This window comes from Pseudoduganella sp. GW821-FHT12E03 (assembly GCF_058807115.1).
This window is the reverse complement of record NZ_JBXAQJ010000010.1, coordinates 312,463-330,020: the sequence shown is the minus strand read 5'-3', so window position 1 is coordinate 330,020 and position 17,558 is coordinate 312,463. Positions and strand designations below refer to the sequence as shown.

The following is a 17,558-nucleotide window of genomic DNA, read 5'->3' as shown; positions in this document are numbered from 1 at the left end:
AGTTGACGAAGCGTTTTGTTCGTCAGCAGCAGAGAAGCGAGATTATCTAGTGTTTCGTGATTCTCGTCAACCCCTTGATTCGCTTCGCTGTTTTGCTTGAGGCATCTCAGCGCTGCGGGGACAGAACTATAGCAAAGCCTGCCCTCCCCCGCAAGCCCTGCCGGATTACAGTCCTTCGAAGTTCGGCGCGCGCTTTTCCAGGAACGCATGCATGCCTTCGCGCTGGGCCGGCGTGCCGAATCCCGCCTGGAACAGGCGGCGCTCATAATTCACCCCTTCGGTCAGCGTAGTTTCAAAGGCGCGGTTCACGGCATCCTTGATTTGCATGGCCACCGACACCGACATCGATGCGATTTGCGTCGCCACCGCCAGGGTTTCTTCAATCAGCTTGTCGGCCGGCACCACGCGCGACACCAGGCCAATGCGCTCGGCCTCCGCCGAATCGATCATGCGCGCCGTCAGCAGCAAGTCCATGGCTTTCGATTTGCCGATCGCGCGCGGCAGGCGCTGCGTGCCGCCGGCGCCCGGGGTCACGCCGACCTTGATTTCCGGCTGGCCGAATTTCGCGCTGTCCGCCGCAATCAGGAAGTCGCACATCATGGCCAGTTCGCAGCCGCCACCCAGTGCAAAGCCCGCCACCGCGCCGATCACCGGCTTGCGCACTTTCAGGATGTGTTCCCAGTTGCGGGTGATGTAGTTGTCGCGGTAGGTGTCCTGGTACGTGTAATTCGCCATGGCGGCAATATCCGCCCCTGCCGCAAACGCTTTTTCACTGCCCGTCAGGATGAAGCAGCCAATCGCCGGGTCAGCGTCCAGCTTGGCAAAGGCATCGCCCAGTTCATTCATCATGCGGTCATTCAGCGCATTCATCGCCTTCGGACGGTTCAGTCGGATCAGGGCCACACGGCCGTGGGTTTCTACGATCAGGTCTTCATATTGCATGGACGACTCCTCTATATGTGGAAAGCGATACCGGGCGATTTTAGCGGTTCTTGAAGTTGCACTGTTATTATTCCCGTCTAAATGATTACTGTTATACAACGCTACCTTGCCGCCACGTTGCGCGCCGATCCCCTACTGCGCAACGCCGCCTTCCTGCGCTACTGGTTCTCCAGCGCCCTCAACAGTTTCGGCGCGCAAGTCAGTTCGCTGGCCATCCCGCTGTGCTCGGCCATCCTGCTGGACGCCACCCCGGGCCAAATGAGCCTCGTCGCCACCTGCCAGGCCTTGCCCGCCCTGCTGTTCGCGCTGCCGGCCGGCGTCTGGCTGGACCGCCGCCGCAAATTGCCCATCTTGCTGACGTGCGAAATCGTGCAGGGGCTGACCTTGGCCAGCATTCCCCTGGCCTGGTGGCTGGGCCTCCTGTCGATGCCATGGCTGTATGCGACCACGCTGATCTTTCATACCTGCAGCGTGATTGGCGGCGGCGCCGAACAGATTTTTGTCTTGCTGATTGTCGGCCGCGACCGGCTGATTGATGCGCAATCGAAATTCACGATGACCGATTCCGCATCGCGCCTGATCGCACCGGGCCTGGCCGGCTTACTGATCCAGTGGCTGACGGCGCCGTACGCGATCCTGGCCAATGCCGCCAGCTTCCTGCTGTCCGCCTGGAACTTGCGCCAGACAAAGCTGGAAGAACCGGCGCCACAGCCTTCGGAAAAACACCCGCTGCGCGAACTGCGCGAAGGCTTTGCCTTTATCTGGAACACGCCGCTGCTGCGGACCTTTGCCTGGGGCGTCGGCATCTGGCACATGCTGTTTTACGGTTTTTCATCGCTGCAAATCCTGCTGGCCACCCGCGAACTGGGCATGACACCAGGCTGGCTCGGTATTACGCAAATGCTGGGCGGACTGGGCATGCTGGCCAGTTCCGTCCTGGTCAAACCCATGACGCGCCGCATCGGTCCCGGCAAGACCATGCTGGCGGGCATTTGCCTGACGGTGCTGGCAGGCTTCGTGCTCATCCCCGTCATTCCCGCCAACTGGTTCGGCACGCCGCTGGCCAGCGCCGCCGCGTTTGCCGGACTGGTGTTTATCTATGACTGCGGCGTGATGCTGTTCTTTATTTCCTATTCGACCATGCGCGCGCATGCGACGCCGGATGCCTATATGGGCCGCATCATTTCCACCATGCGCTTCTTGACGATCGCCACCGCGCCGCTGGGTGCGCTGGCGGCTGGCGCCATTGCCGACCAGTATGGCGTGCGCGCCGGCATCGGCAGCGTCGGCGCGGCCGGCGTTGCCCTGGCGATGGCACTGATTGCTTCGCCGCACATCCGTAGCGTGCGCCCGGCGTAAAAGCTTCGCGCCTACACTGGGGCCAGGTACGTGTCCCAGGAGTTGGCCATGTTTAACAACATTTTATTTCCCACTGATGGCTCGGACTTGTCCGATAAAGCCACCGCCACCGTCATCGAACTGGCCCGCAAGCATGGCGGCAAGATTGTCGCTGTCAGCGTGTTGCAGCCGTATCCCTTCATCCCGCTGGGCGATAGCGGGATCGCCGTGCCGGACATGGGGACCTATGAAACCCGCATGATGGACATCACCCGGGACAACGTGGACAAAGTCGCGGTGGCGGCCCGCGCGGCCGGCGTGGCGTGCGAGACGGTGACGTCGATGGCGGCCAGCCCGTATGAAGCCATCGTCGAGACAGCGGAGAAGCACGGCTGCGACGCCATTGTGATGGCGTCGCATGGGCGGAAGGGGTTGAACAAATTATTCCTGGGTAGCGAGACCCAGAAGGTGCTGGCGCATACGACGCTGCCGGTGCTGGTGCTGCGCTAGCCGCGGTGCCTTATTGACCAGGAACTTCTTTCGGCATCAGCACCCATACATTGCCTTTTTGCTTCATCCGGCCCGCGTTTTCCGCCGCTTCGGTGCCGAAGCCAAAGAAGTAATCCACCCGGATCGCGCCACGGATCGCGCCGCCCGTATCTTGCGCCATGACCAGGCGCTGCAACGGAATATCACTGTTGGCATGCGTCGTCGACAGGAACACCGGCGCGCCCAGCGGTAATTGCGTGGCATCGATGGCGACCGAGCGCTGCGGCGTCAGCGGCACGCCCAGCGAACCTTTCGGACCGATTTTCGGGTCCGGCAGCTTTTCTTCGCGGAAGAACACATACGACGGGTTCGCGTTGAACAGTTCCGCCATGCGCGTCGGGTGGCCGGCAATCCACGCCTTGATGCCCTGCGCGGAAGCCTGGTCCGCCGTGAGTTCGCCTTTTTCCACCAGGTAGCGGCCTATCGACTTGTACGGATGGCCATTCTGGTCGGCATACGCCACCCGCACGGTTTCATCGCCCAGCTGCACCCTTCCCGAACCCTGCACCTGCAGGAAGAACGCTTCAACCGGATCATCCACCCACAGCAACTCCTTGCCCGTGAAATCCGCACGCTCGATCTGCTCGCGGGTGGCATACGGCACCAGTTTCTTGCCCTGCAGGCGGCCACGCAGGCGCATGCCCTTCAATTCCGGATAGACGCTGGCCAGGTCCACGGTAATCATATCGTCCGGTACTTTATAAAGCGCCGTCTGGAATGGGCCACCTTTCTTGCGCGAGCCACGCAGCAGCGGTTCGTAGTACCCCGTGACCAGCCCCGTGTCGGCGCCGTCCGGCGCGATCACCTGGCGCGGCTCGAAGAAGCTTTCAAAGAACAGGCGGATCGCCTTGTCGTCATTGCCGTTGACCTGGCGCGCGATGGAGCACGGTTCCTTCCATTCCGCGCGCTTGACCAGTACCGAACACGACGACATGAACGCCGGCCACGCGGCGCGCACATCGTCCCGCTCCCAGCCGGGCAGCGCGGCAAACGTGGCCGGCACGAACTGGATCGCGCCCGGCTTGGCGGGCTCCGCCGGCTTTTGTGGCGGCTGCTGCACGGGCGGTTGCTGGACAGGAGGCTGCGGCTGGGCTGGCTGTGCGGGCGGTTGCGGCGCCTGCGTTACGCAACCGGCCAGGGCCAGCGCGACGGCAGTGAGGGAAATGGTTAAACTACGGCGTGTCGAAAACATGGAGTCGGTATGTGGGTCTTGTATCTGGAAGCATTCGTGGCGCTGTTCCTGCTGGTATTCATCGTCTGGTGGACCTTGCCATCCAAGAAAAAACCGGCGGCAAAGCCATTGCCACCAAAGCAGGAACTGGGTGAACAGCGCAGCGAGGAGCGCGGCAAAGACGAAGTTTAATATGAAGGCGCCCGGCCTGAAGGCCCGGCACCGTTGACTTAATGTAGCGTGCGCGGCAGCGACAACACGAACTCGGGGATCTTGGCTTCGAACTGGTGACCGTCTTCCGCCACGCAGAAGTATTCGCCCAGCATCGAGCCTTGCGGCGTGGCCAGCTGGGTGCCGCTGGTATATTCAAATTGCTCGCCCGGCTGCAGCAGCGGCTGGTGCCCGACAACGCCAAGGCCGCGCACTTCCTGCGTGTGGTTGTTGGCGTCCGTGATCACCCAATGCCGTGAAATCAGCTGCGCAGCCACTGTTCCCGTATTTTTTATCGTGATCGAGTAGGTGAACACGAAATTGGTGCGTTCGGGATCGGACTGTTCCGGCAGGTATTGCGTCCTGACCGTCACAGTGAATTCATAAGAAGCCATGGAATTTCCTTGTTCATGTTTCCTCGCCAGCAAGGATGGCGAATTGTTATCGTGTATCTGCCATTGCACCCCAAATCGGACGCACATGCAAGGCTCAGCGTAAAATACCGCATCTTTATTTCAACCTGGGTGCCGGGCCTTCAGGCCGGGCATCCCACATATCAGCCCATTCAGCCATGACCACCTTCCGCATCGCTCCCAGCATCCTGTCCGCCGATTTCGCCCGCCTGGGTGAAGAAGTGCGCAACGTTGTCGCTTCCGGCGCCGACATTATCCACTTCGACGTGATGGATAACCATTACGTGCCCAACCTGACCATCGGCCCACTGGTATGCCAGGCGATCCGCCCGCACGTGCAAGTGCCGATCGACGTGCACCTGATGGTCAAGCCAGTTGACCGCATCATTCCCGACTTCGCCAAAGCCGGCGCCAATATCATCACCTTCCACCCGGAAGCGTCCGACCACATCGACCGTTCGCTGCAACTGATCCGCGATCACGGCTGCAAAGCCGGCCTGGTCTTCAACCCGGCCACCCCGCTGAGCTACCTGGACCACGTGATGGACAAGATCGACATGATCCTGATTATGTCGGTCAACCCGGGCTTCGGCGGCCAGTCGTTCATCCCGCGCGCGCTGGAAAAAATTGCAGACGCCCGCCGCCGCATCGATGAATCCGGCCGCGACATCTTGCTGGAAGTCGATGGCGGTATCAAGATCGACAACATCGCCGCGGCCGCCAAAGCCGGCGCCGACACCTTCGTGGCCGGCTCCGCCATCTTTGGCCAGCCCGACTACAAGGCCGTGATCGACGCCATGCGCGAACAGCTGAAAGGCGTATAACACTATGGCGGTCCTTACTCCCCTGCGCGGCGTAAAGGCCGCCATCGTTGACTTGGACGGCACCATGCTCGACACGGTGCTCGACATCCACGCCGCCATCAACATGATGCGCGCCGACCTGGAACTGGGCCCCATGCCCGTCATGCAGATCCGCGACATGATCGGCAAGGGTTCTGAAAAGCTGGTGCGCGACGTGCTGGCCATCGACTACGACGACGCCGGCGTGGAACAGCGCTTCCAGGCGGCTTTCGACGCTTATCAGCGTCACTATGAAACCATCAACGGCAACCACTCCACGCACTACCCGGACGTGGCGAACGGCCTGCAGGCCTTGCAGGACGATGGTTTACGCTTGGCGTGCGTGACCAACAAACCGATCGGCCTGGCCCGTCCGCTGCTGGAACAAAAGGGCCTGGCGCGGTTTTTTGATGTGATTTATGGCGGCGATTCGCTGCCGAAGAAAAAGCCCCACCCGATGCCACTGTTGCAAGTGTGTGAAGATTTCGCGCTGGCGCCGCGCGAAGTGGTGGCGATCGGCGATTCGTCCAACGATGCGCAGGCGGCCCGCGCCGCCGGTTGCCCCGTGCTGACGGTCCCGTACGGCTATAACCATGGCGAGTCTATACACGAAACGGATTCCGATGGTATAGTTGACACGCTGCTGCATGCGGCAAAGTTGATTCGCTTGCATAATCCCGTCGCAAACTGAACACCGATCTGTATCAAAAACACAGCATGTTTCTCAACAAAAGACACAATGTTACCCACCGGGGCTCGATTGAGGCCTGGCTGTGGCGACGCTGGCAATCCTGGGCAAACTGACCCGTACCGATTGCTGTCCCTGCACACCCCTACGCAGTGCGACAGGTTTTTTGAACCAATACCGCCATACCCATATCTATGTCCATAGTGGACCCGGGGCGGCCTGGAGAGAAGCATGACTGAACTCGAATTCAAATCGCTGGCCACGCAAGGCTACAACCGTATTCCATTGATCGCCGAAGCCTTCGCCGATCTCGAAACCCCGCTGACCCTGTACCTGAAGCTGGCCCAGAGCCAGAACAATGGCAAGAACACGTTCTTGCTGGAGTCGGTGGTCGGCGGCGAACGCTTTGGCCGCTATTCGTTCATCGGCCTGCCGGCCACCACCTTGCTGCGCAACCGCGGCAAGCTGACCGAAGTGCTGAAAAACGGCCAGGTGATCGAGTCCCACGAAGGCAATCCGCTTGAATTCATCGAGCAATACCAGGCCCGCTTCAAGGTCGCGCTGCGTCCCGGCATGCCCCGCTTCTGCGGAGGCCTGGCTGGCTACTTCGGCTACGACACGGTGCGCCACATTGAAAAAACGCTGGCCGACACCACGCCCAAGGATGACCTGAACCTGCCGGACATCCAGCTGATGGTGACGGAAGAGCTGGCGGTGATCGACAACATCACGGGCAAGCTGTACCTGATCGTGTATGCCGACACCACGCAGCCGGAAGCATATTCGAAAGCGCGCCAGCGCCTGAAAGACTTGCGCGCGCTGCTGCGCCGCGGCGTCGACGCGCCAGTGACGTCCGCGTCGGTGCGCACGGAAACCATCCGCGACTTCGCGAAGGAAGATTACCTGAAGGCCGTCAAGGTCGCGCACGAATACGTGCTGGCGGGCGACCTGATGCAAGTGCAGATCGGCCAGCGGCTGCGCAAGCCGTATGTCGATGCGCCGCTGTCGCTGTACCGCGCGCTGCGTTCACTGAATCCGTCGCCGTACATGTACTTCTATAACTTCGGCGACATGCAGATTGTCGGCGCGTCGCCGGAAATCCTGGTGCGCAACGAAACCAATCCGGATGGCGGCAAGACCGTCACCCTGCGCCCGATCGCCGGCACCCGCCCGCGCGGCGCCACACCGGAACGCGATACGGAACTGGCCAAGGAATTGCTGGCCGATCCGAAAGAAATCGCCGAACACGTGATGCTGATCGACCTGGCGCGCAATGACCTGGGCCGCATTTCCGAAATCGGCTCCGTCAAGGTCACCGACAAGATGGTGATTGAAAAGTATTCGCACGTGCAGCACATCGTGTCGAACGTCGAAGGCCAGCTGAAAGACGGCATGTCCAACCTGGACGTACTGCGCGCCACCTTCCCGGCCGGCACCCTGACCGGTGCACCAAAGGTGCGGGCGATGGAAATCATCGATGAACTGGAAATTTCCAAGCGCGGCATTTATGGCGGCGCCTGCGGCTACCTGTCGTTCGGCGGTGAAATGGACGTGGCGATCGCGATCCGCACCGGTGTGATCAAGGATGGCATGCTGTATGTGCAGGCCGCCGCCGGCATCGTGGCCGACTCGATACCGGAAATGGAATGGCTGGAAACCGAACACAAGGCGCGCGCCGTGCTGCGCGCCGCCGAGCAAGTGCAAGATGGCCTGGATGGGGAGTTCTGAGATGCTGCTGATGATCGACAACTATGACTCCTTCACCTACAACATCGTGCAGTATTTTGGCGAGTTGGGCGAAGAGGTGCGTACGCACCGCAACGACGAAATCACCATCGCGGAAATCGAAGCGATGAATCCGGACCGCATCTGCATTTCGCCCGGTCCGAAGGATCCGGCGCAGGCCGGTATTTCCATCGAAGTGCTGAAACACTTCGCCGGCAAGAAACCCATCCTGGGCGTTTGCCTTGGCCACCAGGCCATCGGCGAAGCCTTTGGCGGGAAAGTCATCCGCGCCAAGCAAGTCATGCATGGCAAGACTTCGGTCATTGCGCATACGGGTGTGGGCGTGTTCAAGGATTTGCCCAGCCCCTTCACGGTCATCCGCTACCACTCGCTGGCCATCGAGCGTTCGTCGCTGCCTTCCTGCCTGGAAGTCACGGCGTGGACCGATGATGGCGAGATCATGGGTGTGCGTCACAAGGACTACGATATCGAGGGTGTGCAATTCCACCCTGAATCGATCCTGTCCGAACATGGACACGCCCTGTTGAAGAACTTCCTGGACCGGGTTTGATGCCCCGCGCGTTCACATGACGCGCGCCTACAAACCAGACCCCGATCCGCTTTCATCATACGAATGACGAAGGAATAGCCATGCCTGCGACCCAGAAAACCACGCATCAAATCACGCCACAGGAAGCCCTGCTGCGCTGCATCGAACACCGTGAAATTTTCCACGACGAGATGCTGCACCTGTTCCGCCAGATCATGTCCGGCGAAATGTCACCCGTGATGATCTCCGCCCTGATCATGGGCTTGCGCGTGAAAAAGGAAACCATCGGTGAAATCGCCGCCGCCGCCACGGTGATGCGCGAATTCGCCACCAAAGTGCCGATGGCCGACACCACCAACCTGCTCGACATCGTCGGCACCGGCGGCGACGGCGCGCACACGTTCAATATCTCGACCACCGCCATGTTCGTGGCCGCAGCCGCCGGCGCGCGCGTGGCGAAACACGGCGGCCGCAGCGTGTCGTCATCGTCCGGCTCGGCCGACGTGATCGAATCGCTGGGCGCCTCCATCAGCCTGAAGCCGGAACAGATCGCGCAATCGATCGCGCAAACCGGCATCGGCTTCATGTTTGCACCGAACCACCATACGGCCATGAAACATGTGGCGCCGGTGCGCCGCGAACTGGGCGTGCGTTCGATCTTCAATATCCTGGGACCGCTGACCAATCCGGCCGGCGCGCCCAATATCCTGATGGGCGTGTTCCACCAGGATCTGGTCGGCATCCAGGTGCGCGTGCTGCAGCGCCTCGGCGCGCAACACGCGGTGGTGGTGTACGGCAAGGACAACATGGATGAAGTATCGCTGGGCGCCGCCACCATGGTCGGCGAACTGGTGAACGGTGAAATCCGCGAATATGAAATCCACCCGGAAGACTTCGGCCTGCCGATGATCGCCAGCCGCAACCTGAAGGTGGCTGACGCCGCCGAATCGAAGGCGAAAATGTTCGAAGCGCTGCGCGGCGAACCGGGTCCGGCCTACGATATCGTGGCGCTGAACGCGGGCACGGCGCTGTATGCGGCTGGCGTGGCTTCCTCGATCGAAGACGGCCTGGTCCAAGCCCGCGCCGCCATCACGTCGGGCGCGGCGCTGGCCAAGGTTGAGCAATTCGTCACCATCACGCAAAAGCTGGCCGCGGAAGCGGCATAAAGGAGCGGCATCATGTACGGCATCCATGACCTGACCTTGTTTATCGTTTCAGGCCTGCTGCTGAACATCATGCCGGGCCCGGATTCGCTGCTGATCATGGCGCGCAGCGCGACGCAGGGCTGGCGCGCCGGATGCGCGGCAGCCCTCGGTGTTGGCGCCGGCACCATGGTGCACGTGACGGCGGCTGCGGTCGGCATTTCCGCGCTGCTGGCGGCGTCCAGCACCGCGTTCCATGCCGTCAAATGGATCGGCGCCGCGTACATTGTCTGGATGGGCATCGGCATGTTGCGCGCGAAGCTGAAAGGCGAACCGGCCCCGCTGGCTCCGGCTGCCGCGCCGGCGCCATACCGCCGCATCTTTGCGCAGGGCTTTCTCACCAATGTGCTGAACCCGAAGGTGGCGCTGTTTTTCCTGGCCTTTGTGCCGCAATTCATTTCGGCGGACTCCCCCAACAAGGCGGCCGCGTTTTTCATCCTGGGCTGCATCTTCAACTTCAACGGCATGTTGTGGTGTAACGGCCTGGCCCTGTTCACGGCATTTGCCAGCGCGCGCCTGAAGGTCAAGCCGCTGGCGGCGCTGTGGCTGAACCGTATTACGGGCGGCCTGTTCCTCGCGCTGGGCGCGCGGCTGGCTTTGTCCGAACAACACTGAGCATGCAATAACTATGTCCGATATCCTCAATAAAATCCTGGCCACCAAGGCCGATGAAGTTGCCGCCGCCAAGAAATACCGCAGCTACGCCAGCCTGCGCGCCGACGTGGAAAGCAATGCGGAATTGCGCGCCGGCCTGCGTGGCTTCGAAGCGTCGATGCGCGGCAAGATCGCGGCGGGCCAGCCTGCCGTGATCGCGGAAGTCAAGAAAGCATCGCCATCGAAAGGCGTGATCCGCGCCGATTTCCGTCCTGCGGAGATTGCCGCCAGCTATGCCAGCCATGGCGCGGCCTGCCTGTCGGTGCTGACCGACGCCCAGTATTTCCAGGGTTCCGAAGACTACCTGAAACAAGCCCGCGCCGCCTGCGACATCCCGGTGCTGCGCAAGGATTTCATGGTCGACCTGTACCAGATCTATGAAGCGCGCGCGATGGGCGCCGACTGCATCTTGCTGATCGTGGCCGCGCTGGACCATGGCTTGATGGCGGAAATGGAAGCCTGCGCGCAGGAACTGGGCATGGATGTGCTGATTGAATCGCACGATGGCGAAGAACTCGATGCGGCATTGAAGCTCAAGAGCAACCTGATCGGCATTAACAACCGCAACTTGCGCACGTTTGAAGTCACGCTGGACACGACTTTGAACCTGCTGCCGCGCATTCCATCGAACCGCATGGTGATTACGGAATCGGCAATCCTGGCGCCGGCGGATGTGCAACGCATGCGCGATGCCGACGTGCACAGTTTCCTGGTCGGTGAAGCGTTTATGCGCGCCGCCGATCCGGGGGCGGAGCTGCAGCGGCTGTTTGCCTGAGATGTCAACGCCGTGGCCGCTCGCATGCGCCGCATTGGCGCATGCATGGCGGCCTCGCAGAGTCCGCCCTACGGAATCAAGCCGCCAATTCTATGCGGTCGCGGCCATTTTGCTTGGCGCGGTATAAGGCCGCATCGGTCCTGGCCAGCAGTGCATCGAGCGACTCTTCATCCGATGCATGGCAGCCAATGCCGATGCTGACCGTCACCAGCGGCAACTGCATATCGGCAAACCGCCGCAAGGTGTCGCGGATCCGTTCCGCCGCCAGTACCGCCTGGTGTTCATCCGCATCCGGCAGCAGCACAATAAATTCTTCACCGCCGAAGCGCGCCACATCATCGGTTTCGCGCAATGCCTGGCCGATGGCGCGCGCCACGTGCACCAGCACTTTATCCCCCACCATATGGCCATAGCGGTCGTTGACAGACTTGAACAGGTCGAGGTCGATCGCCATCAAGGTCATGCGCTTGCCCGCGCGGCGCATTTGCAGGCGCTGGTGTTCATAAAACAGCGCAAAGCCGCGCCGGTTCAATACCCCGGTCAGCGGGTCGTGGGTGGAACGCTGTTCCAGGATGGTTTGCAGGCGGCGCGTGGCCATCGTCATGAACGCGACGGTCAGCATCAGGGCCATAAAGTTGGCCACGCCAAGGTAAATGTTGGCCATCGCATTGTCGCGGGTCAGGTCGATATCGGTCACCACCGCGCGCAACGCCATGCCGCCGCGCACCAGCACCACCAGCGACTGGATCGTGATCAGGACGCCAAAGAACCGCGTGGAAAAATGCGGCGCACCATGGCGCCAAACCAGCCGCGCCTGTTCCCCGTAAAAACAAAACACGAGGAAAGAAAAAATCGTCACGCGGGTTTCAAAGTCCGGGTCGATCACCAGGAACCAGCTGACCAGGGCAAAGCCGCCACCCACGATGGTCCAGAACAGGCGCCATGACGGCGCCTTGCCGAAGAATTCCTGGGTACCGATCATCGACAGGCCGATGCCGGTAAACAGGCAGGCATTGGTGGCCAGCAGCAGTGGCGTCGGCGGCAAATGTTCGCGCAACATGAAGGCCACGCCGCCGCCCACCAGCGCCAGCAATCCCATGGCCCAGCGGTCCAGCCCTTTGACGTCCTTGCCAAAGTTGCCGTGCGCGGAGTGCATCACGATGGACATGGCGACGCTCATCAAGGTCGTCATGAACAGCACGGTCTTCGGGTCGAGCGCTATCACCTTGTACTACAGCTCCCGCTCAGCGCTTAACGGTCGGCGCTGGGGCGCAGCGGACCGGTGGATTTCTTGCCGGCCGGGTCCAGCGACAAGGTCACGGCAGGAATGCGCTCGCCTTGCAACGTCACGCTGAAGACCTGCAACTCATCGCGGCGGAAAGCATGCACTTCCAGCGTGTCCCCGACCGCATACCGCGACAGCAAGCCATCGACATTGCCCGGCGTCGCCCTCAATCCATCGATGGCGACCAGCAGGTCGCCCGCCGACAGGCCGGCCAGGTGCGCCGCGCCGCCCTCGTGCACGGCAGACAGCTTGCAATCGGCGCCATCGCGGCCCAGGTTGGCGTCCAGGCTGGGCTTGTCCGCCTTGCGCTGGTCGCTAACCTTGACGCCGAACGGCGCCAGCAATTTCGCCAGCGGCAAGTCTTCGGTACCGCGCACATAGCGGTCAAAGAACGGTTTCAGCTTGGCGCCGCTGATGTCGTCGGCCAGCGCTTCCACCTCCGCCGGCGTCACGCCCCGTCCTGCTGCCGCGCCTTCATAGAAATCGCGGCCATAGCGCTGCCACAGCGCCTGCATCATGTGGTCCAGCGATTTCTTGCCATTGGTCTTGGCGCGGATCGTCAAATCCAGCGCCATGCACACCAGCGAACCCTTGGTGTAATAGCTGACGATGGAATTCGGCGCATTTTCATCCTGGCGGTAGTACTTGCCCCAGGCATCGAAGCTGGAATCGGCCACGCTTTGCTTCAAGCGGCCCGCGCCGCGCAGCACGCCGCCCACGGTCTTGCCCAGCATCTTGAAGTACGCCGCTTCCGTGATGATGCCGGCGCGGACCAGCATCAAATCGTCGTAATAACTGGTGCCGCCTTCGAACAGCCACAGCAGCGGCGTGTAATTTTCCACGTTGAGGTCATACGGCGCGAACACCGCCGGCTTGATGCGCTTGACGTTCCACGTGTGGAAGTACTCATGGCTGCACAGGCCGAGGAACTTGATGTAGCCCTCGCTGAGTTCTTTTTCCTTGCCACCCGCTTTCGCGCTGGTGGTCGGCAAATCCGCGCGCGCGCACACCAGCGCGGTCGAGGCCCGGTGTTCCAGGCCGCCATAGCCATCGCCCACCACCATGGTCATGAATACATAGCGGTCCATCGGCGCTTTTTTGGTCTTCGGCTCGAAGAACGTGATCTGCGTTTCGCAAATGGCTTTCAAGTCAGTGCACAGCCGGGCCAGGTCCAGGTTTGGTACTTTGCCGGTGAACACGATATCGTGCGGCACGCCGTGCGCCTTGAACGTGGCCAGTTGGAAGTCGCCCATCTCCACCGGGTGGTCGACCAGGTCATCGTAATTGGCCGCGACGTACGTGCCGAAGCCGTAGCGCTTGGCCTTCAGTTCCGGCAGGGAGGTCGCCACGCGCCAGGTTTTTGCCGCTGCATCCTGCGGGCGCAAGATATCGACAATGTGCGGCGCATCTTCCTGTCCCGCCACGCGCAGGAACACGCTGGTGCCGTTATAAAACGCATGCGTGCGGTCCATGTGCGCGGCGCGCACCGACAAGTCCCACGCATAGACTTCGTACTCGACCACCAGCTCGCCCTTGACGGGTGCGGCGCGCCACGTGTGCTTGTCGACCTTGGCCAGCTTGACGGCCTGGCCGCCCGACTGGGCGCGGATTTGCACGATGTTGCGCGAAAATTCGCGGATCATGTAACTGCCGGGTATCCAGGCCGGCAGCGCCAGCACCTGCCCTTGCGGGTCGGGTTCCTGCACGGTCAACGTCACCTGGAAAATGTGGCCCGGCAAATCCTTGCCGACGATGGCGTAGCTGACGCCTGGTTTGAGTACGGTCTTCTTCATGGTTGTCCTTGTTGGTGCAAGTCTGCCGGGGTGTCGATATCTTGCAGGATGCCCGCATCGTCCACCGCCACTTCGTGCACCGGATATTGCTTGAGGATGCCGCGCGCGCCCTGGTCGCCTTGCAGCGCCAGCAACTGCGGCAAATACTGGCGGCTGAACCCGACGGGGTTGCCGCGTTTGCCCCGGTACATGGGCGCGGCAATGCCGGCGCCTTGTTCCAGTGCGTATTGTAACGAGAGCAGGGTTTGCTGGCGCACCCGGGGCATATCGCCCAGCGCGACGATCCAGCCTTGCGCCCCGCTAGCCTGGCCCAGTGCACAGACCAGCGAAGCGGCCATGCCGGTGTCGGCCTGGTCGCAGGTGACGACTTCACAGCCGAGGCTTTTTAATTCATTGGCGACGGCGTCGGCGCCGGGGCGGACCACGGCAATGACGCGTGGTAACACGTTCAGCAGGTTGGATGCGCTGGTGGCGACCACCGAGCGCACGGGCGGCATCGCATCGGCAGGGCCGGCGGCCTGGCGCGGGATGCCGGCGCTTGACGCCGCCGGCAATACTTGCAGCAACTTGTTTTGCGCGCCCGAAGGATCAAAACGGCTGCCCCGGCCCGCAGCCAGCAAGATACCGACGATGCCTTCGGACGCTCCCATGCCTTACGCTTTCACCGTGGCGGCCAGGTCGAACGGCAGCTTGCGCAAGCGCTTGCCCGTCAGCTTGGCGATGGCATTGGCAAACGCCGGCGCCAGCGGCGGCAAGCCGGGTTCCCCCATGCCGGTTGGCGGCTCCGTCGATGGAACGATGTGCACCGTGATTTCCGGCATGTCCGGCATGCGCGCCACCGTGTAGTCGCCAAAGTTTTGCTGGTCCACCACGCCATCCTTCAGCGTGACGGCGGCGCCCGGCAAGGTCATGCCCAGCCCCATCAGCGCGGCGCCCTGCACTTGCGCCGCCACCGTCAGCGGATTGACCGCGGTATTGCAATGCACGCCCGCCGTCACCGTGTGCAGCTTCGGCGTTTTGCCATTCATGGACGCCGTCACCACGTACGCCACCACGGTGTTGAACGATTCGTGCACGGCCACGCCCCACGCCTGCCCTTTCGGCAGTTTTTTCTTGCCATAGCCGGAATGCGCAACCGCCAGGTCCAGCGCCGCATGCACGCGCGTGTGCTTGGGATCGATCAGTTTTTTACGGTATGCGACCGGGTCCATCTTGGCGATCTGCGCGGCTTCATCGATCAGGGTTTCCATCACGAAGGCGGTGTGGGTGGAACCCACCGAGCGCCACCACAGCACCGGCACATTGGCCTTGACGTTATGCACGGTCAAATTCATCGGCACGTCATACGGCTCCCCCATGCCTTCCACCATGGTCGAATCAACGCCATTCTTGACCATGAATTGCTCGAACGGCGTGCCGACGATAATCGGCTGGCCCACGATGGTGTGGTCCCACGCGATGATATTGCCCTTGGCGTCGAGGCCGAGTTCCGCGCGGTGCACGTGCGACGGGCGGTAATAACCGCCCTTGATATCGTCTTCGCGGCTCCAGATGACTTTCAGCGGACCGGATTTGCCGGCCGCCTTGTATGCCACCGCCAGGCCGGCCGCTTCCACCAGGTAGTCCGAGCTCGGCACGGCGCGCCGGCCAAAGCCGCCGCCCGCCATCATCGTGTGCAAGGTCACCTGGTCCGGCTTCATGCCCACCGTGCGCGCCACGGCCATCTGGTCCAGCGTCTGGAATTGCGAACCGGCCCACACTTCACAGCTGTCCGCGCGCAAGTCAATCACGCAATTGAGCGGCTCCATCGGCGCGTGCGCCAGGTACGGGAACTCATACACGGCCGAGATCTTGCGGGCCGCGCCTTTCAGCTTCGAGATGTCGGCCGTCTTCGCGGGCAAGCCGGGCTTTTGCGCCAGCGCGCGGAATTCCGCCATTTGTTTTTGCGTGTCGACCTTGTCGACGCCGGAGGTATCCCACTGCACGTTGAGCGCATCGCGGCCCTGCTTGGCCGCCCAGTAACCGGTGCCGATCACCGCCACGCCACGGCCGCCACGGTCCGTCACCACTTCCAGCACATCGGTCACGCCGGGAATCGCCCTGGCCTTCGACGCATCGAGCTTGGCCACCTTGGCGCCGAACACGGGCGGACGGGCCACCACGGCGACCTTGGCGCCGGCCGGCTTGAAGTCCATGCCGAATTGCTGGGCGCCGTTGGATTTGACGCGCGCATCGAGGCGCGGCACCGGTTTGCCGATGAAAACAAAATCTTTCGGATCCTTGAGCTTGACGGTTTCCGGCATCGGCAGCTTCATCGCGGCATCGGCCATCGCGCCATAGGTGGCCCGCTGCCCCGAAGGGCCGGTCAGGACGCCTTTCGATGCCTTCACCTGGTCCGGACTGACTTTCCATGCATCGGCCGCCGCCGCCACCAGCATGGCGCGGGCGCGCGCGCCGATTTCGCGGTATTGCTGCCACGAGCTGCGCATGGTGTTCGAACCGCCCGTCATCTGGATGCCGAAGCCCGGGTCTTTATACGCGTCGCCGGCCGGCGCCAGTTCGCCGCGCATTTGCGGCCAGTCCGCGTCCAGCTCTTCCGCGATCAGGATCGGCAGCGCCGTCTGCACGCCCTGGCCGAATTCCAGCCGGTTCACCTGCACCGTGACCGTGTTGTCCGGCGCAATGCGCAGGAAGGCATTGGGCTGGTAGACCGGCTTTTGCGGCTGCTGCGCCTGCGCAAACCTGCCCCCGCCACTGACGAAGAAACCCAGCACCAGGCCACTGCCTGCCGCCGCCTTCATGAAGCCGCGGCGCGACACGCCAGCGGATCCGCCATTGTCTTTCGCTGCCACCGCATCGGCCACTGACGCCAATGCGCCGCCCGCATTCACCGCCGCATCTTCATTGATCCATTCTTTACGCATGGTAGTGCTCCCGTGGTGGTGGTTCAGGCGATGGTTTTGGCGGCGTCCTTGATGGCGGCGCGGATGCGCTGGTAAGTGCCGCATCGGCAGATATTGCCGCTCATGGCATTGTCAATGTCGGCGTCGGAGGGGGCTTTATTGGTGCGCAGCAGCGCGGTGGCGCTCATCACCTGGCCGCTCTGGCAGTAGCCGCATTGCGGCACGTCGTGTTTGACCCACGCATCCTGCACGGCCTTGCCGATGCGATCCGCTTCCATCGCTTCGATGGTGGTGATTTTCTGGCCGGCCGTGATGGCGGACACCGGCGTGATACAAGAACGGATCGGCGCGCCGTCCAGGTGCACGGTACAGGCGCCGCACAGCGCCGCGCCGCAACCGAACTTGGTGCCGGTCATATTCAGGTTGTCACGCAGCGCCCACAGGATGGGCGTGGATGGATCGGCATCCAACTGCATGTCGCGTCCATTGATATTCAGAGTGATCATCGGCTATCTCCC

18 protein-coding genes are annotated in these 17,558 nt (G+C 62.1%); 10 read left to right on the top strand and 8 right to left on the bottom strand.

Translation table 11 applies throughout. The features are described 5' to 3' along the window. Window positions 1-165: 165 nt before the first annotated feature. Entirely contained in the window at window positions 166-942 is a 777-nt protein-coding gene (locus AC1RRC_RS25200; RefSeq protein ID WP_493058297.1) for an enoyl-CoA hydratase, read from the bottom strand. 81 nt (window positions 943-1,023) lie between these two features. On the opposite strand from AC1RRC_RS25200, the gene AC1RRC_RS25195 reads away from it, so the two are divergent. Beyond that, window positions 1,024-2,301, top strand: a complete 1,278-nt coding sequence (locus AC1RRC_RS25195) for an MFS transporter (protein ID WP_493058296.1) — start codon at window positions 1,024-1,026, stop codon at window positions 2,299-2,301. Between the two features lie 48 nt (window positions 2,302-2,349). Further along, window positions 2,350-2,790, top strand: coding sequence for a universal stress protein (locus AC1RRC_RS25190; RefSeq protein WP_493058295.1), 441 nt, complete (start codon window positions 2,350-2,352; stop codon window positions 2,788-2,790). Window positions 2,791-2,800: 10 nt separating this feature from the next. Here AC1RRC_RS25190 and mltA read toward each other — a convergent pair whose 3' ends face one another. Continuing rightward, a complete protein-coding gene (mltA, locus tag AC1RRC_RS25185) occupies window positions 2,801-4,021 on the bottom strand; it encodes a murein transglycosylase A (protein WP_493058294.1) in 1,221 nt (406 codons plus the stop codon). A gap of 9 nt (window positions 4,022-4,030) precedes the next feature. Here mltA and AC1RRC_RS25180 point away from each other — a divergent pair, with 9 nt between their 5' ends. After that, window positions 4,031-4,192: a hypothetical protein gene (locus AC1RRC_RS25180; RefSeq protein WP_493058293.1), complete on the top strand. Its 162-nt coding sequence runs from the start codon at window positions 4,031-4,033 to the stop codon at window positions 4,190-4,192. A 38-nt stretch (window positions 4,193-4,230) separates the two neighbouring features. Here the strand turns inward: AC1RRC_RS25180 and apaG are convergent, their stop codons facing one another. Beyond that, window positions 4,231-4,605 (bottom strand): Co2+/Mg2+ efflux protein ApaG, encoded by a 375-nt coding sequence (gene apaG, locus AC1RRC_RS25175; protein ID WP_493058292.1) that lies wholly within the window; start codon window positions 4,603-4,605, stop codon window positions 4,231-4,233. 176 nt (window positions 4,606-4,781) lie between these two features. Here apaG and rpe point away from each other — a divergent pair, with 176 nt between their 5' ends. From rpe to trpC, 7 genes are all read left to right on the top strand, one after another. Then, a complete protein-coding gene (gene rpe, locus AC1RRC_RS25170) occupies window positions 4,782-5,447 on the top strand; it encodes a ribulose-phosphate 3-epimerase (RefSeq protein WP_493058291.1) in 666 nt (221 codons plus the stop codon). 4 nt (window positions 5,448-5,451) lie between these two features. Further along, on the top strand, window positions 5,452-6,156 hold the full coding sequence (locus tag AC1RRC_RS25165) for a phosphoglycolate phosphatase (RefSeq protein WP_493058290.1): 705 nt from the start codon (window positions 5,452-5,454) through the stop codon (window positions 6,154-6,156). 228 nt (window positions 6,157-6,384) lie between these two features. Next, on the top strand, window positions 6,385-7,881 hold the full coding sequence (gene trpE / locus AC1RRC_RS25160) for an anthranilate synthase component I (protein ID WP_493058289.1): 1,497 nt from the start codon (window positions 6,385-6,387) through the stop codon (window positions 7,879-7,881). Between the two features lies 1 nt (window position 7,882). Further along, window positions 7,883-8,449, top strand: a complete 567-nt coding sequence (locus tag AC1RRC_RS25155; protein ID WP_493058288.1) for an anthranilate synthase component II — start codon at window positions 7,883-7,885, stop codon at window positions 8,447-8,449. A gap of 80 nt (window positions 8,450-8,529) precedes the next feature. After that, a complete protein-coding gene (trpD, locus tag AC1RRC_RS25150) occupies window positions 8,530-9,594 on the top strand; it encodes an anthranilate phosphoribosyltransferase (protein WP_493058287.1) in 1,065 nt (354 codons plus the stop codon). A gap of 12 nt (window positions 9,595-9,606) precedes the next feature. Continuing rightward, window positions 9,607-10,245 (top strand): LysE family translocator, encoded by a 639-nt coding sequence (locus AC1RRC_RS25145; protein WP_493058286.1) that lies wholly within the window; start codon window positions 9,607-9,609, stop codon window positions 10,243-10,245. Window positions 10,246-10,258: 13 nt separating this feature from the next. Further along, entirely contained in the window at window positions 10,259-11,059 is an 801-nt protein-coding gene (trpC, locus tag AC1RRC_RS25140) for an indole-3-glycerol phosphate synthase TrpC (protein WP_493058285.1), read from the top strand. Between the two features lie 76 nt (window positions 11,060-11,135). On the opposite strand, the gene AC1RRC_RS25135 is transcribed toward trpC, so the two are convergent. From AC1RRC_RS25135 to AC1RRC_RS25115, 5 genes are read right to left on the bottom strand one after another with little or no spacing between them, the layout of a single operon-like run. Further along, a complete protein-coding gene (locus tag AC1RRC_RS25135) occupies window positions 11,136-12,284 on the bottom strand; it encodes a GGDEF domain-containing protein (RefSeq protein WP_493058284.1) in 1,149 nt (382 codons plus the stop codon). A gap of 26 nt (window positions 12,285-12,310) precedes the next feature. Continuing rightward, window positions 12,311-14,137, bottom strand: coding sequence for a M61 family metallopeptidase (locus tag AC1RRC_RS25130; RefSeq protein ID WP_493058283.1), 1,827 nt, complete (start codon window positions 14,135-14,137; stop codon window positions 12,311-12,313). Next, window positions 14,134-14,787, bottom strand: a complete 654-nt coding sequence (locus tag AC1RRC_RS25125) for a nucleotidyltransferase family protein (protein WP_493058282.1) — start codon at window positions 14,785-14,787, stop codon at window positions 14,134-14,136. The genes AC1RRC_RS25130 and AC1RRC_RS25125 overlap by 4 nt, the downstream gene beginning before the upstream one ends. Window positions 14,788-14,790: 3 nt before the next feature. Continuing rightward, entirely contained in the window at window positions 14,791-17,061 is a 2,271-nt protein-coding gene (locus tag AC1RRC_RS25120) for a xanthine dehydrogenase family protein molybdopterin-binding subunit (protein WP_493058281.1), read from the bottom strand. A gap of 23 nt (window positions 17,062-17,084) precedes the next feature. Then, window positions 17,085-17,546, bottom strand: coding sequence for a (2Fe-2S)-binding protein (locus tag AC1RRC_RS25115; RefSeq protein WP_493058280.1), 462 nt, complete (start codon window positions 17,544-17,546; stop codon window positions 17,085-17,087). Window positions 17,547-17,558 lie beyond the last annotated feature (12 nt).

Excerpts from the sequence above, each read along its gene's own strand:
- AC1RRC_RS25200 (WP_493058297.1), bottom strand. The coding sequence starts at position 942 with ATGCAATATGAAGACCTGATCGTAGAAACCCACGGCCGTGTGGCCCTG.
- AC1RRC_RS25195 (WP_493058296.1), top strand. The coding sequence starts at position 1,024 with ATGATTACTGTTATACAACGCTACCTTGCCGCCACGTTGCGCGCCGAT.
- AC1RRC_RS25190 (WP_493058295.1), top strand. The coding sequence starts at position 2,350 with ATGTTTAACAACATTTTATTTCCCACTGATGGCTCGGACTTGTCCGAT.
- mltA (WP_493058294.1), bottom strand. The coding sequence starts at position 4,021 with ATGTTTTCGACACGCCGTAGTTTAACCATTTCCCTCACTGCCGTCGCG.
- AC1RRC_RS25180 (WP_493058293.1), top strand. The coding sequence starts at position 4,031 with ATGTGGGTCTTGTATCTGGAAGCATTCGTGGCGCTGTTCCTGCTGGTA.
- apaG (WP_493058292.1), bottom strand. The coding sequence starts at position 4,605 with ATGGCTTCTTATGAATTCACTGTGACGGTCAGGACGCAATACCTGCCG.
- rpe (WP_493058291.1), top strand. The coding sequence starts at position 4,782 with ATGACCACCTTCCGCATCGCTCCCAGCATCCTGTCCGCCGATTTCGCC.
- AC1RRC_RS25165 (WP_493058290.1), top strand. The coding sequence starts at position 5,452 with ATGGCGGTCCTTACTCCCCTGCGCGGCGTAAAGGCCGCCATCGTTGAC.
- trpE (WP_493058289.1), top strand. The coding sequence starts at position 6,385 with ATGACTGAACTCGAATTCAAATCGCTGGCCACGCAAGGCTACAACCGT.
- AC1RRC_RS25155 (WP_493058288.1), top strand. The coding sequence starts at position 7,883 with ATGCTGCTGATGATCGACAACTATGACTCCTTCACCTACAACATCGTG.
- trpD (WP_493058287.1), top strand. The coding sequence starts at position 8,530 with ATGCCTGCGACCCAGAAAACCACGCATCAAATCACGCCACAGGAAGCC.
- AC1RRC_RS25145 (WP_493058286.1), top strand. The coding sequence starts at position 9,607 with ATGTACGGCATCCATGACCTGACCTTGTTTATCGTTTCAGGCCTGCTG.
- trpC (WP_493058285.1), top strand. The coding sequence starts at position 10,259 with ATGTCCGATATCCTCAATAAAATCCTGGCCACCAAGGCCGATGAAGTT.
- AC1RRC_RS25130 (WP_493058283.1), bottom strand. The coding sequence starts at position 14,137 with ATGAAGAAGACCGTACTCAAACCAGGCGTCAGCTACGCCATCGTCGGC.
- AC1RRC_RS25125 (WP_493058282.1), bottom strand. The coding sequence starts at position 14,787 with ATGGGAGCGTCCGAAGGCATCGTCGGTATCTTGCTGGCTGCGGGCCGG.
- AC1RRC_RS25120 (WP_493058281.1), bottom strand. The coding sequence starts at position 17,061 with ATGCGTAAAGAATGGATCAATGAAGATGCGGCGGTGAATGCGGGCGGC.
- AC1RRC_RS25115 (WP_493058280.1), bottom strand. The coding sequence starts at position 17,546 with ATGATCACTCTGAATATCAATGGACGCGACATGCAGTTGGATGCCGAT.